At 74.1% G+C, this 14,875-nt stretch carries 9 protein-coding genes; 5 read left to right on the top strand and 4 right to left on the bottom strand.

Annotated features, from left to right (window positions below; genetic code table 11):
• Nucleotides 1-42: 42 nt before the first annotated feature.
• Entirely contained in the window at nt 43-1,410 is a 1,368-nt protein-coding gene (locus Sru01_RS30740; protein WP_373869557.1) for a glycine--tRNA ligase, read from the top strand.
• Here the strand turns inward: Sru01_RS30740 and Sru01_RS30745 are convergent.
• The gene (locus tag Sru01_RS30745) at nt 1,400-2,590 is read right to left on the bottom strand and encodes an FxsB family cyclophane-forming radical SAM/SPASM peptide maturase (protein WP_203993061.1); all 1,191 of its coding nucleotides are present in this window, start codon (nt 2,588-2,590) and stop codon (nt 1,400-1,402) included. The genes Sru01_RS30740 and Sru01_RS30745 overlap by 11 nt on opposite strands.
• 312 nt (nt 2,591-2,902) lie before the next feature.
• On the opposite strand from Sru01_RS30745, the gene Sru01_RS30750 reads away from it, so the two are divergent.
• The 4 genes from Sru01_RS30750 (at nt 2,903) to Sru01_RS30765 (ending at nt 9,939) form a co-directional block, all read left to right on the top strand.
• Entirely contained in the window at nt 2,903-3,118 is a 216-nt protein-coding gene (locus Sru01_RS30750) for a hypothetical protein (RefSeq protein ID WP_203993064.1), read from the top strand.
• Between the two features lie 143 nt (nt 3,119-3,261).
• Nucleotides 3,262-6,918 carry an FxSxx-COOH system tetratricopeptide repeat protein gene (gene fxsT / locus Sru01_RS30755; RefSeq protein ID WP_203993067.1) on the top strand — a complete coding sequence of 1,219 codons (3,657 nt, stop codon included), beginning with the start codon at nt 3,262-3,264 and terminating at the stop codon, nt 6,916-6,918.
• 32 nt (nt 6,919-6,950) lie between these two features.
• Nucleotides 6,951-8,072, top strand: a complete 1,122-nt coding sequence (locus Sru01_RS30760) for a hypothetical protein (protein WP_203993072.1) — start codon at nt 6,951-6,953, stop codon at nt 8,070-8,072.
• Nucleotides 8,073-8,382: 310 nt separating this feature from the next.
• Entirely contained in the window at nt 8,383-9,939 is a 1,557-nt protein-coding gene (locus Sru01_RS30765; RefSeq protein WP_203993075.1) for a cation:proton antiporter, read from the top strand.
• Nucleotides 9,940-10,158: 219 nt separating this feature from the next.
• Here Sru01_RS30765 and Sru01_RS30770 read toward each other — a convergent pair whose 3' ends face one another.
• Genes Sru01_RS30770 through Sru01_RS30780 form a run of 3 tightly spaced genes read right to left on the bottom strand, consistent with a single transcriptional unit; the run spans nt 10,159 to nt 14,734 of the window.
• On the bottom strand, nt 10,159-12,603 hold the full coding sequence (locus Sru01_RS30770) for a hypothetical protein (protein ID WP_203993078.1): 2,445 nt from the start codon (nt 12,601-12,603) through the stop codon (nt 10,159-10,161).
• The gene (locus Sru01_RS30775; protein WP_203993081.1) at nt 12,600-13,760 is read right to left on the bottom strand and encodes a P-loop NTPase family protein; all 1,161 of its coding nucleotides are present in this window, start codon (nt 13,758-13,760) and stop codon (nt 12,600-12,602) included. Before Sru01_RS30775 ends, Sru01_RS30770 begins: the two co-directional genes overlap by 4 nt.
• Complete coding sequence (locus tag Sru01_RS30780; RefSeq protein ID WP_203993085.1) at nt 13,757-14,734, bottom strand: hypothetical protein; 978 nt, start codon at nt 14,732-14,734, stop codon at nt 13,757-13,759. Before Sru01_RS30780 ends, Sru01_RS30775 begins: the two co-directional genes overlap by 4 nt.
• Nucleotides 14,735-14,875 lie beyond the last annotated feature (141 nt).

Here is a 14,875-nt window from a genome sequence, read left to right on the forward strand (position 1 = left end):
CCAGCCGGATGGAGATTCTTGATGGCCCGCCGTACCGACATCATGGAGACGCTCGTCAGCCTCGCCAAGCGACGCGGGCTCGTCTACCCGTCGAGCGAGATCTACGGAGGCCTGCGCGCGTCCTGGGACTACGGTCCCCTCGGCGTGGAGCTCAAGAACAACGTCAAGCGCGAGTGGTGGAAGGCCATGGTGCAGGGCCGCGACGACGTCGTCGGCCTCGACTCCTGCGTGATCCTCGCCCGCGAGGTGTGGGAGGCCAGCGGCCACGTCCGCGAGTTCGTCGACCCGCTCACCGAGTGCCAGTCCTGCCACAAGCGCTACCGGGCCGACCACCTGGAGGAGGCCTACGCCGAGAAGCACGGCGGCCGCGCTCCGGAGAACGGCCTGGCCGACCTGACCTGCCCGGCCTGCGGCACCAAGGGCGCCTTCACCGAGCCGCGCATGTTCAACGGCCTGCTCAAGACCTACCTCGGCGCGGTCGAGGACGAGTCCGGGCTCGCCTACCTGCGGCCGGAGACCGCCCAGGGCATCTTCATCAACTACCTGAACGTCCAGCAGTCCTCGCGCAAGAAGATCCCGTTCGGCATCGGCCAGGTCGGCAAGTCGTTCCGCAACGAGATCACCCCGGGCAACTTCATCTTCCGTACCCGCGAGTTCGAGCAGATGGAGATGGAGTTCTTCGTCAAGCCCGGCAGCGACGAGGAGTGGCACCAGTACTGGATCGACGAGCGTCTCGGCTGGTACGTCGGCCTCGGCATCGAGCGCGACAACCTGCGGCTGTACGAGCACCCGAAGGACAAGCTGTCGCACTACTCCAAGCGCACCGTCGACATCGAGTACCGCTTCAACTTCACCGGGTCGGAGTGGGGCGAGCTGGAGGGCATCGCCAACCGCACCGACTTCGACCTCACCACGCACGGCGCCGCCTCGGGCACCGACCTGTCGTTCTTCGAGCAGGAGAGCGGCGAGCGCTACGTGCCCTACGTCATCGAGCCGGCCGCGGGCGTCGACCGGTGCGCGCTGACCTTCCTGATCGACGCCTACACCGTGGACGAGGCGCCGAACGCCAAGGGCGTCATGGAGCAGCGCACGGTCATGCGGCTGGACCACCGGCTGGCCCCGGTGAAGGCCGCGGTGCTGCCGCTGTCGCGCAACGCCGACCTGTCGCCCAAGGCGCGCGACCTGGCCGCCCGGCTGCGCCGGCGGTGGAACGTCGAGTTCGACGACGCCGGGGCCATCGGCCGCCGCTACCGTCGCCAGGACGAGATCGGCACGCCGTTCTGCATCACCGTCGACTTCGACACCCTCACCGACGACGCGGTGACGGTCCGCGAGCGTGACTCGATGGCGCAGAAGCGCATCGGCCTGGACCAGGTGGAGTCCTACCTGCGCGAGAACCTCAACGACTGACCCGGGTCCGCCCGTCCGCCCGCAGCCCGGCCACGTCCGCCGCCAGCCGGTGGCGGACGTGCCCGATCAGCCGGTACAGGTCGGGGCAGTAGACGCTGGGGTTGGCGAACCCCGACCCGGCCCGGTACCGGTGGGCGTAGTGGCCGCCGCCGCACACCCGCCGCACCGGGCAGCGGGCGCAGTCGGCGGCGAGGGCGGCCGCGCCGAGCTGCCGGGCGGCCACCGCCGGCAGCCGTAGCGCGGCGTCGAACGACGCGGTCGCCACGTGCAGGCCGGTCGCCGTCGCGCCCGGATAGGCGGTCTTCAGCGCGTCGCCCTGCTCGATGGCGCCGTCGGTCTCCACCACCACGCACCGCATCGGTGACAGACCGAGCCCTTCCAGGGCGACGGTGCCGCCGAGCAGCAGGTGGACGATCGCCTCGAAGGACCGCACCCCGGTCTCCCGGACCGGCGCGTCGTACCAGCGGTCGAAGACCGCGATCAGCCAGTCGGCGTAGGGGGTGGCCGGCGAGCCGGACGCGCGGCCGGGCGGCGGCGCCGTCCAGTTGCCGTGTGGGAGCAGGAAGTCGATCGCCGGCGGCCGGTGGGCGAGCAGCGCCTCGTAGGTGCGCACCGGGTCGTTGCGCGGGTCGACGGTGCACAGCAGGCCGCCGAATATCTCCCGGTACGGGCCCTCGGCCAGCCGGCGGACCGCCGCCACCGCCCGGGCGTGGCTGCCCCGGCCGTCGGCGCGCCGCCGGTGCCGGTCGTGCGCGTCCTGGTCCCCGTCCAGGCTCACCCCCACCCGCACGCCCAGGCGGGCGAACAGGCGCAGGTGCTCCTCGTCCAGCAGCATCCCGTTGGTCTGCACCGACACCCGCAGGCCGACGGCGGGCGGCAGCGCCTCGCGCAGCGCGGTGGCGGCGAAGCCGAGATGGCGGTGGCCGGCCAGCAGCGGCTCCCCGCCGTGCAGCACCACGTTCACGTGCGGCAGGGCGTGCGCGCGGGCGTGCTCGGCGATGCGTTCGGCCACCCGGCGGACCAGCGCGCGCGACATCACCCGCGGCTGGCTGCGCCACCCCTGGTCGGCGGCCTGGTACATGTAGCAATAGTCGCAGGCCAGGTCGCACCGGCTATGGATCTTGAGCACGAAATTGCGGAACGGGTGCGGTGACCAGCCCTTTTCAATAAGGGCATCCATATCAAGGGAATAAGGCCAGCCCGGATCAAGGTGCTCTTTCCCGTCGGCCGCATCCGGCCGGTCGCCCGGGGAATTTCTCGCCACACCTGGCTCAACAGTCAAAGACGGCCTCGCTATGTCGCTTCGGCACCGGCCGGGTGGGTGGGGCCGGCTCTCCCGCGCCGCGGATGGCCGATGGTGATCCTGGCCGCACCCGGCGATTATCCGCCTATGATAGTGAGGCTGTGGGTGATCCCGATGCCCGGCCGTCTTCGACCGGATGAAACCCGGAGACCGGAGTCACGTTCCCGTACGGCGACAGGGGCTGCGTCGATGAGTCAGGGCCAAAGCCCGTTAGCGGGTGAAATGCCGTTTTCTCCCGGTGATATTTCGGTGGGGTACGTGGAACTCACCGGCATCACCGCCGAGCTGGTGGCCGGCCTGCCGGAAACGGCGCTGGCATTCGCGCTGCGCCGGCTGGGACACGAGGTGGTGGCCGGCCCGAGCCCGATTTCCAATGATTACGCAGAGTCGCCGCCGGCCCTGTGAGGGAGCCCGCGATTCCGGCGCCATCGGGGTTTTCGCCGCTGGTCGCCGCTATATACTGACGTCCCCATCGGCACCCGCCGGGAAATGCCCGCGGCCGCTCCAGCCGGGGCCCGGGTGGGGCGGGCCGGGGAAGTGGAGGGGTCATGAATGACGTCGCCGAGGCTCCCGGCGCCGGTGTCACCATCCTGTTCTGCGCGGCGGCCGGCAATATCGGGCGCACCACGGCCGTCATCAACGTCGCCCTCATCCTCGCGGCGACCGGTCGCAGGGTGCTGGTCGTCGACGCAGGTCGCGGGCGGCCGCGGGTCGGCGATTATCTGCCCGGTTTCCGGCCCGCCGGTGATATCACCGGCGACGCCGCCGCGCCGGACCGCCCGGTGGCCGGATTCCCTGCACTGGAATATGACGCTTCGGATATATCCGGTTATATCCGTTTGTTGCGATTTGATGGAGACCGGCCGCTCGGTGAAGCGGAACTGGCCGAGATCCGGGCCGCCCGCGGCGCCTTCGACCACGTGCTGGTGGACATGCCCGGCACCGGCCGCGACCGCCTGCCGGACGACCTGGCCGACCTGGCCGGTGTGGCCGGCCTGGCCGACCTGATCGTCACCTGCTTTCCGATGAACCCCATGGCGATCGAGGCCGCCGCCGGGCTGGCCGCCCGGCTGCAGCGCGACGCCGGTCGCCCGGTCGGCCTGGTCGCGCTCGGCCTGCGCGCCGATCCCGGCGCGCTCCAGCCGCTGGAGGAGGCCAGGCAGGTGGTGCGCGACCGGTTCGACGGGCTGGTCGCGGGCGAGGTGCGCTACGCCGAGATCCCCTACAGCGCCGCCTACGCCGCCACCGGCGCGATCGCCATGCTGAGCGAGCCGCCCGGGCACACCGGCGGCCTGCGCCCCGCCTACGAGGAGCTGGCCGACCGGCTCGCCGCCGGCGGCGCCGGCGTGGTGCGCCGGGTCACGCTGGTGCGCACCGCCCGGCACCGCGCCTGGACCGAGTGGGCCGCGGCCCAGCTCGAGCGCTTCGGCGTGCGCGTCACCACGGTGGCCATGGAGCGGTTCGGCGGCGAGCGCCACGACGCCGGCCACGCGGTCGTGGTCGTCTCCCCGGCCGGCCTGGAGGCCGACCAGGCCGCCCGGCTGCGCCGGATGGCCCACCCGGCGATGCGCCTGGTGCTGGTCGACGACCTGCCGCTGCCTGAGGGCTTCTACCCGCACGACATGGTCGACCTGCGCGGCGCCGGCGAGGCGCAGGCCGTCCGGCTGCTGCGCCGCGCCCTCGGCCTCGGCGGCCCGTACGCCGACGCGCCGGTCGACGCCCGCTTCCCCGGCGCCCCGCCGGCCTCCCGCCTGCCGGCGCGCAACCCCGGCTTCGTCGGCCGCGACGGCGCCATCGACGCCCTGCGCGACACCCTGCTGGCCGCCCGCGGCGAGCCGGGCACGGCCTGCGTGCTGCACGGCCCGGCGGGCACCGGCAAGACCGAGATCGCCCTGGAGTACGCCCACCGCTTCGCCGGCGCGTACGACGTCGTGTGGTGGGTGCCGGCCCGCGATGAGCGGGCGATCCGCGAGTCGCTCGACGCGCTGGCCGCCCGGCTCGCCGTCCCGGCCGGCGCGGACGCCGCTCTGGCCGCCGTCGACCACCTCGCCGCCGGCCGGTGCGGCGCCTGGCTGCTCGTCTACGACCGGGCGCCGGCCGGCGGGCCGCCCGCCGGGCTGGTGCCGGCCGGCGGCGGCCACGGCCACGTCGTCATCACCTCCGCCGCGCCGGCCGTCGACTCGCGCCACCCCGGCATCGAGGTCGTCCCCTTCCAGGCCGCCGAGAGCGTCGCGCTGCTCGCCGCCCGGGTGCCCGGCATCCGGTACGAACAGGCCGAGGCGGTCGCCGGGCGGGTCGGGCACCTGCCGCTCGTCCTGGACCTGGCCGCCTCCTGGCTGGCCACCCTGGTCATGCGCCTTCGCCAGGACAACCTCATGGTCGGCGACGCGGTCGCCCGGGCCGTCGACCGGTTCTGCGACGACCACGCCCGCAAGCACGAGGAACTGCAGGACCAGGGCGTCGCCACCACGGCGCCCCGGGTCATGCTGGAGCTCACCCTGGACACCCTGCCGAGCGACATCGGCGGCCGGGCGCTGCGCCTGGAGGGCATCGGCGGCCAGGCGGCGCTGCGGCTGCTACGGGCCTGCTCGCTGCTGTCGCCGGACGGCGTCGACCTGCGGCTGCTGCGATCCTGGGCGATGATCCGGCTGCTGGGCGGCGAGGAGAAGCTGCGCGACCCGCTCATGGTCGACGTCATGCTGCGCACCCTCGGCCGCTACGGCCTGGTCCGGGCCGACCTCGGCGTGCGGGACCGCCCGGTACAGGTGCATCCGCTGATCGCCGGCCTGGTCCGCGACCGGAAGGGCCCGGACGCGACGCTGGTGGCGGACCTGCGCCTCGCCTTGGCCTCGTGGGCGGAGCTCGACCCGGACGACCCGTTCGTGCACCGGGTCTTCGACGAGCTGGACCGCCACTTCGACGGGCTGGCCCCGTGGGAGGACGACCGGGCCACGGTCCGCTGGTGGGTGCTGCGCCAGCTCGGCCACCTGCTGCGGCGCGACGACCGGCCGGCCCGCGAACGGGTGCGCGAGATCGGGCTCAAGGCCCTGGCCGCCTGGGAGCCGGAGGCGCCGCTGCGGCTGCGGCTGCTGAACGTGCTCTCCCAGGTCTCCCGGCTGCAGGGCGACCACCGGGCCACCGAGCGGTTCGCCGCCGAGGCGCTGCGGCTGCAGCGCGCGGCGCTCGGCGTCAACCACCCGCGCACGCTGCTCACCGCGGGCGCGCACGCGGCGGCGCTGCGCACCCTGGGGGAGTTCGACGAGGCGCTGCACGAGGAGCGCGACGTGCTGCGCGAGCTGCGCGAGCTGCTGGGCGCCCACCATCCGGCCACCGGTGACGCCATGCACAACCTGTCGATCTCCGAGGCGCTGAACGGCGACCCGGCCCGCGCGCTGCGGCTGGCGAGCGAGCGGCGGCGGCTGCGCGTCCAGCTCGCCGGCGCGGGCGACGCGGCCGCGGCCCACACTGCCATCGCGATGGCGCGCTACCACCGCGATCTCGGCCAGCTCGAGGCCTCGCACCGGCTGCTGAAGGCCGTCCTCAGCCGCGGCCACTCGCTGGGCACCCGCCGCGGCGGCCCGCCGCTGGACGTGCTGGGTGCCGAGAGCGGGCTCGCCATCACCGAGCGGCGGCTCGGTCACCCCTACATGGCGCTGGAGCGCGACGAGCGCGTGCTGGCCGAGCTGCGCGCCCACCAGGGCGACCATCACCTGCTCACGCTCACCTGCCTGGCCAGCCTGGCCGCCGACCTCGACGCGCTCGGCAAGCACCGGGACGCGGCCGACCATGCCGCGGCCTGCCTGGACGGACTGGCGCAGACCTTCCCCGACCGCCATCCCTACACGCAGGTCTGCGTGGTGGCCCTGGGCGCCTACCTGCGCAACGACGGCCGGCTCGACGAGGGCCGCCGGTACGGCGAGCAGGCGCTCGACGTCCTCGGCGACCGGCTCGGGGCGGCGCACCCGTGGACCATCGCCGCGGCGGTGGCGCTGGCCGGCACCCTGGTCGCGCAGGGCGACGTCGACACCGCCATCGAGCTGGAACGGGCGGCGGTGGACGGCTTCGCCGACGCCGGCCTGCCCGACCACCCCAACGCCCGGCTGGTCGAGGCCAACCTCGCCGGCACGCTGCGCCGGGCCGCCGGGGAACCGCCGTCCGCCTCCGCGGCGCGGCGCGACATCGACCTGGAGATACCCGAGCTTTGACGGCCCGGCACACCGGAGTGGAAGGGACGGCGATGACCTCCGGAGCGTTCACCGGCGGCGATCAGGAGCGGAAGGCCGTGTACCTTCCGGCGGCGCACGCCGACAGGTTCTACCGCACCACCGCCGACCGTGGCCGGCGGGTCGTCGAATCGGTCCCCGAACTGCCCTACCTGTCCCACTACCGCAGCGGCGTGCTCAACTTCACCGTGGACGTGCTGGACTCCCGGCCCGCCGGTCCCGGATCCGGCACCGAACCGGCTGCGGACCTCGGCACCGGCGCGGCGCGGGGCGCGGAGCCGGTGGGCGGGCGCGCCGCGGTCCCGGGGGCCGGGCAGGGCACCGGGGAGGGCACCGGGTCCGCCACCGACCGGCTCCGCGACCGGTACCGCCACGCCGGCCGGCAGCTCATCAGCCGGTTCGAGGATTTCGGAGCCTCGCTGCTGCCGCTGGACTCCGGCGAGCTGATGCGCATGGTGGTGTCCACCCCGCATGGCGGGGTGCACTGCGGGCGACTGCGCGCGGGGGAGTACCTCCTCGGGCTGGCGCAGCGGGGGCAGGACGTCCCGCGGATGGACCGCGCGATGAACGACCTGATCAGCGAGATCCGCACCCAGGAACTGCGGCTCGGCGCGGAGAACCCGGGCGGCGACCAGGCGGGCGACGACCTGCCGCCGCTCGCCGCCCCGTCCCAGCCGCACCTGGAGACCGGGCCGGCCTTCGGCGAGTCCTCCCAGGCCAAGCTGGTCGACCTGTGGTCCCGCACGGTCAACGTCGCCGACCTGCACTACGCGGCGCTGTACCACGACTGGACGCTGGTGCAGGCGGGCGACGTCTTCGCCGAGAGCGAGCTGGACATCTGGTTCACCGGCCTGCCCCGCCCCACCCGGCGCGCCCTGTACCAGGACATCGCCGGCCGGCTGCGCGCCGACCTGGTGCGGCTGCACCACGCCCTGCGCCGGATGGTGCCCGGCCGGGTCGACCGGCTGGTGCTGGACGTGCAGGCCGGCGCGGTCTACGTGCACTGGCCCTGGCACGCGCCGGGCGACTTCCTGATCGGCGTCACGCTGTACCAGGACATAGTCGACCGGGCCGAGCGGCGGCTGCGCCGGCTGGCCGCGGAGCTCCCGGACGCCGCCGGCGCCCCTTCCGGCTGACCGTCCGGGTGCGCGGTCTCGGCCGGACCGGCCCGTCAGTCGCGCGCCGCCCCGCCCGTGCCCGCGCGGCCCGGGAGAGACGCCGGCCACTCATCACGGCCATTTCCGCCTCGACCGCGCCGAAGGGGATGGAAAGGGCCGTCTCCGGCGGGCCGGCGGGCGACGTGGTAATTCTTGCCGCCGATTCCCGGCGGGCATCCGGAGTTTTCACGATTATTCAAGAATCGTGCCGTGGTTCGGCCGGGTGGCGGCGGTTTAGAATCGGGGTCCGGCGCGAAATGCGCTCCCCTTTTCGGGCGGGAGGACACCCGTGAAGGTGCTCATCCGATTCCTCGGCTCGCCGGTCGGGCGGCTGCTGACCATGCTCGCCGCCGCCGCGCTCGGCCTCGCCGTGGCGCGGGCCACCGACGGCGCCGGGGGCCTGGACACGTCCTCCTGGTACCTGTGGGGCGTCAGCCTGCTGCTCGCCGTCGGACTCTACGGCAGCGCCTCCGGCATCCCGGCGGACGCGGTGCACGACCTGCGGGTCGTGGTCACCGCGGTGACCGTCGGCGTGCTGCTGAAGACGGCGCTGATCGCCGGGGTCATGTACGTCGCCGGCGGCCTCCGGCCCGAGGCGATGATCCTCGGCGTCGCGGTCGCGCAGATCGACCCGCTGTCGGTCGCCGCGCTGGCCGGCCGGTCGCGGATGTCGCGGCGGGCCAAGTCGCTGCTGCTGTCCTGGGCCTCATTCGACGATCCGGTGACCGCGCTGCTCACCGTCTACCTGATGGCGTTCGCGCTGGACGGCGGCGCGGCCCGATCCGCCGGGGTGTCCGGCTACCTGGCCGACCTCGGGCTGAACCTCGGGTTCGCCGCCGCCGCCGGCCTCGGCTGGCTGGCCGCCCGCCGGCTGCGCCGCGCCACTCGCCCGCCGGCGACCACGGCCGCCGCCGCGCCACCCGGGTCGCTCCCGCCGCCCGCTCCCGCCGCCCTGTCCGCGCCGGCCGAGACCGCGTTCGCCGAGGCCGCGCCGGCCGAGGCCGCGCCGGCCACCCTGTCCACCCCGCCGGTGCCGTCCGGGGCCGGGCGGGCCGAGCCCTCGGCGGCGTCCGGGGTGGCGGGTGCCGTCGCCCGCATGCGGGGGGTGCTGGCACCGGGCGAGGCGCCGGCGCCCTCGGCGGTGTTCCGGGCGGTGGCCACGCTGGTGCTGGCCGTGCTGATCGCCATCGCGGCCTGGCGGTTCTGGATGCTCGGTATCGCACTGATCGGCCTTTTCTATCGGCCGGGCATCGCCGCGCTCACCGACAAGGTCACCCAGGCGGCCTTCCTGGTCGCCACGTTCGTGCTCGGCATGCTGCTGGTGGACGGCGTCGACCTGCGGCTCGGCCTGGTGCTCGGCTGCGCGGCGTTCGGCGCGCAGATCGTCGCCGGGCTGCTGATCGCCCGCCGGCTGCCCCGGGTGGACCGCGTCTACCTGGCCCTCGGCCAGCAGAACGGCATCACCGCGGTCATCCTCTCGCTGGCGCTGGAACCGTACCTGCCGTACGCGGTGAGCGTGGTCGCCCCGGCCATCCTGGTGGTCAACCTGCTGCACCTGGCCGCCAACGGCGCATTCGACCGCCACGAACGCCTGGCGGCGGCCCGCCGGAAATCCACCGGCCCGCTCCCCGCCCCGGTACCACTCGTGACGTCGCCCGGCGGGTCGCCCTCCGTGGCGCGGCCGGCCGTCTCGCCCCTGGGGCCGGCAGACCGCCCCGCCGCGGACGGTACCGATCCCGGCGGTCCGGCCGGCGGTCCGGCCGGCGGTTCCCGGCGGTCCGGCGGTCCGATCGGCGACTACGCCTGGCGGCCGGCCATGGCCCCACGGGGCGATCTACGGCCCTGACCTGCCCGGCGCCGCCGGGCGGCAGCAGGACACCGCGACTTCGCCGATGTCCGCCGATGTGCGCTGGTGTTCGGTCACGCTCCCGCCCGGCGTGCACCGGCGCGCGCCTCCTGGCGAGGTCCGGTGCCGCCGGAGCGGCCCGCCCCGGTCCTCCGGGCAGGACGTGGTCCGGTGGACAGGTCGAGGAGCGCCGCGCCGCCGCGGGACGGCCGGCGCCGGTCAGGCGCGGACGTGGTCCATCGCGGAGGTGAACACCCGTTCGGCCAGCTCGGTGAGCACCTCCTGGGCCTCGGCCCGGCGGAACGTGCGCGCCGAGCGGTCCAGCGGGTCGGGTCCCTCGGTGAACGGGCCGAACGTGGCGAGGCTCTCCAGCCGGAACACCGGCAGCATCTCCGCGGTGATCTCGTAGCTCCGGCAGATGGTGCGCAGCCGCCGTTCCTGCTCGGCGGTCGGCGCCGGCTCGCCAGGCACCGTCCGCGCCTGGCGCACCCACTCGCCGACGCTGTCTTGGAAGGCCTCCACCAGCTTCTGTACCAGCACCGCGACGCCGACGGCCTGGAACTGTTCGACGGTGAAGCTCAACCGGCGCGGGCGGTCCTCACCCGCCGGGTCGAACACCTCGCGGAACGAGGCCGGGACCCCGCTCAGCAGGCCGATCACGTCGAAGGCGCGGTCGAAATGCCGTTGCACCGCGTGCGGCAGCCGGCGGCGCACGCCGGCCCGCCGCCCGCCGGCGGCCGGCGGATCACCGGACATCTCGGCCAGCTGCCACAGCTCGCCGAGCCGGGCGGCGGTCGCGGTGTCGAGCTGTTCCACCCGGCCGTCGATGCGCTGCAGCCGCTGCAGCACGCTCGTCTGCTGGAAGGCGATGCCTTCCAGATGGTCGCGGATCAGGTCCAGGGTGCTGTCCCGGCCGGAGGAGCTCAGCCGTTCGGCCAGCTCCCGGACGGTCTCCCGGACCTGATGCTCGAAGGACCGGTCGCTGTAGACGATGGGCTGGCTGCCGGTGGCGTCCGCCAGCCGCAGCCGCAGTTCGGTGGAGATGTAGCCGTTCACCGCGACCAGCACCTCGCACGGCGCCGCCCCGGTGTCGCGCCGGGCCGCCTCCACCGTCTGTCTCAGCCGGTCGACCTGCTCGTCCTGCAGCACCGAGTCGGTGGTCACCACCGCGATCGCCGACCCGGTCCGCCCGATCAGCACCCAGAAGTCCACGTCCCCCGCGGCCCCGGCGGACCGCCGGGCGAAGCGCACCGGGCTGGGCTCGAACCGCCACGGCCCGGTGGACAGCACGCCCTCGATCGACTTCCTGAGATCCTCCCGGGTGACCTTCTCGAACGCCTTGCGCGCCGCGGCCCGGACCACCCGGTCGTCCACCTCGCGCGGCGGCGGGCCGCCCTCGGCGGCGGCAGTCGCCCACGCGTGGTGACACAGCTTCAGCACCCGGCGCGGCACGCCACCGGCGAGCCGGTTGATGTAGTGCACCGACTCCTCGGTGAACGGCGCGATGTCCGGCCCGCGCGGCCGCCGGGCCGGAGCCGTTCCGGCCGCGGAGCGGCGGGCCAACCACTGCGTGACCTGGGTCGCATCCGTCCCGTCATCGGCATCGTCGTCCAGAGCTTCCTCGGCCGCCTCGGCCGCCGCGGCCGGTTCCTGCTGCGGATGCAGGTGGGCGTGCACCAACTCGACGCTCTGCGCGCCGGTCAGCAGGGTCGGCCGGATCGGCACGATGCGCTCGTGCAGGCTCTCGCCGAACCTGCCCAGCACCTCGGGCAGCGTGCAGAACACCAGCAGGCCGCCGGCGTTCACATAGACGTTCACCAGCTTCTCGAAGGCCTGGGTGAAGTCGCTGCGCCGGTCGTCCGGCCACTCGAAGACCTTCTCCAGCATGTCGATGACCAGCACGAACTTCCGGCCGGCCTGCCCGTAGAGGAACGCGAAGACCGCCAGGGCGTCGAAGACCTTGCTGACGGTGTCGATCGGGGTGTCGATGCCGCGCTCGTGCAGCACCGTGCTCGGCGGCTGGCCCATCAGCCAGTCCCACACCTGGTCCTGGATGCCGGGGAACAGCAGCAGCGTCAGCGCGGCGGAGAACTTGCCGTGCTCGGTGAGCATCTGCAGCCGGCGTTCCAGGTCGCGGCGGATCGCCGCCTCCGACAGGGCGTACGCCTCGATGACGGCCTGCGGATCCAGCCGGCGGTCGCGCAGCCCGGTGACCACCTGGCGCAGCAGCGGCGAGCGATCGATGCTGTCGGCGGTGACGTCGGAGTAGTAGTCGAGCAGCACGTCAAAGAAGGCGGCCTTCTGGTCCTTCAGCCCGCTGACCAGGCGGTCGCGGTAGATGGCGCCGAAGTCCCACAGCGGCTCGTCGATCAGCCACAGCAGCGGCGCGCTGGGATGGGCGGTCACCGTGCGGGCCAGGTCCCGGGCGATGTGGCTCTTGCCGGTACCGAGGTCGCCGACCAGCGCCAGCGCCCGCCCCCGGGACGGAACTCCGGTCGACTGGTCCAGGTAGGCGCCGAGCTGGCCGGCCACCGCCCGGACGGCGTCGGTCTCGATGGTGACGGCCCGGCCGGGCCGGGACCGGGGACCGGTGGCGAACAGGTCGTAGGAGCCGCTCAGCCGCGCGGCCGGGGCGGAGGGGAACGGATTGTCCCTGGCGTTCACTCCACTGGTCCCTTCTGCCCCGGCTGGCCCGACGCCGGCGGGCGGCGCCGCATCCGCTCGTCGTCGAGCCGCTGGTGGGCCAGCGCGATGACGTCCGCGTCCGAGATCACGTCCCGCCCGTCCAGCCGGGCGATCTCGCCCAGCGCGTACAGGTCGTTCTGGAGTCCCCGCACCGTTCCATGGGGATTCTCGTTTTCCGGGGTGATTCTGGCCAGAGCCTCCGGGGCTATGATGACGTGCGCCGCGGGCAGTCCGGGCAGGTCCAGCCGGGCCTGCACGAAGCTTTCCCAGTCGTTGCCCCGCAGTGGCCCGATGGACAGATGCGTCACCAGCTGCCGCTGGTCCCAGGGGAGCGTGGGCGCCATGTTCTCCATGAGGTCCGGCTCGGTGGTCTCGGCGAAGAATACGATGCGGCGCTCGCAGAAGTTCAGGTGACCGCGGACGAACCGCAGGTGCGCGTCCGGGGTGCCGAGCGGGATGTACGGCAGGACGATCAGCGCGAACAGCCGCCGGTCACGCAGCACCTCGCTGAGCCGCTCGTACAGCTCCGACAGCCGGTGGGCCGGCCGGTGGTCGTCGTCCACCGGGTCGGCCGCGTCGGTCACCAGCCGGTCCAGGTCCGGAGTCTCGTGCCCGTGCGAGCGGACGCCGGAGACCACGTGCCGGAATATCGTTCGGTTGATCGCGTCGAGCGCCCGCAGCTCGCCGGTGTCGTCGTAGGCGACCTTCTCCGCCCGGTCGCTGAGGTCGACGATGCAGATGCCGGGAGCGGGCCGCTCCCGCGGCCGCCAGTGGTCCTCCGGTGACCTCGGGGCGGGGTCCACCGGCCGGCCGAGGGCCTCGGCCAGCCGGGCGTGCAGGTGGTCCACGCACTTGTGGATGAGGCTGGTCTTGCCGCTGCCGGTGACCCCGTCGACCAGCACCAGCCGGCCGTCGTTGGCCAGCTCGTCCACGTCGGCGATGTGCCGGCAGAAGACGGTGAAGGCGTGGCCGGTGTTGTCGATCGGCACCCAGAGCCGGCCGTGCCCGGGGATGTACCAGGGTTTGAGCGGGATGCCGCTGATGTAGATCAGCTCGGGCTCGCCGGTCACCGTCTCCCGGACGGTCGGGATGCCGAAGGTGTTGATCGGGAGCGCCCCCGGCGCCTGGATCGTCACGGGCGGCCCTCCTCGGTGCCGGCCCCGGCCGGGGCCCCTCCGGACGAGGCCGCGGCGGGCCGGGCGGCGCGGGACCACAGGTCCCGGATGTGGCGGTCGATCAGTGCCTCCGTGTCACGGGTCAGGTGGGCCACCTCGCGTCGTCTCTCCTCCCGGCCGGCCTGGCGCTCGTCGTGGTCCGGGCGGCCGTGCGCGACGGTGAACGCCGGGCCGGGGTAGCCGGTGACGAGTTCCGCCAGGTGCTCGGCCTCGGCACGCCGGCGTCCCTGGACCGGAAGCCGCCGCAGCGTGTCCGCCAGGACGTCCCGGCGGCGTTCCAGCTCGGCCCGCTGCGCGCCGGCGGTGGCCGGGCCGTCGATCCAGGCGTCGATGTAGGTGTAGGCCGCCGCCCGGAAGTCGCCGGACGCCTGGGCCAGCGCGTCCCGCCGCTGCCGCCGCCGGGCGGCACGGGCGTCCAGCCGCTGCACCAGCAGGGTCAGCAGCGAGCCGGCCAGCAGCTGGCCGAGGGAGCCGAGCGTCGAGACCAGCACGCCCGGCTCGTCCGGCCGCTCCGCAGGAGGCAGGTCCGGCACGGTGGCCAGCAGCGCGGTGCACGCCCGCTCGAACGCCTCCGGCCGGGCGGTCCGCCACTGGTCGACGGAGTAGGTGAGATCGCCGGTCCGCACCGCGTCCGGGCGGTCGGGCACCGCCGTGCCGAGCCCGAGCGACACGGCGGCCTCGGCCACCTGGGGCCGGTGCGCGGCGGCCAGGCAGTAGACCGCGCGCCGGTCGGCGGCCGGATCGGGGGACGCGGCCGGCGCGGGGGTCGCGGTGGCGGCGGGGGAGGGGGTGGCGGCGAGCGCGAGAGCCGGCCGGCCCAGGACGAGCGCGAGGGCGGCGGGCAGGGACAGGACGAGGACCGCGGGCAGGGATAACGCGGAAACGGCCGACCCGGCCGCCGGCCGCCTCGCGGCCCGACCGCGCCCGGTCCGCACGCCACCACCCCTCTGCTGGTCTTCCTGTCGAAAGCTAGCCGGAGCGGCGGGCGGGCGCGCGTTTTCCCCGGCATGCGGTACAACTCCGTAATACAAGCCGAAACGGCCGGGATGTTATTCAGGTATTAATCAGTACATATC

It is taken from the genome of Sphaerisporangium rufum (assembly GCF_016863395.1).
In the GTDB taxonomy this organism is placed as follows: Bacteria; Actinomycetota; Actinomycetes; order Streptosporangiales; family Streptosporangiaceae; genus Sphaerisporangium; species Sphaerisporangium rufum.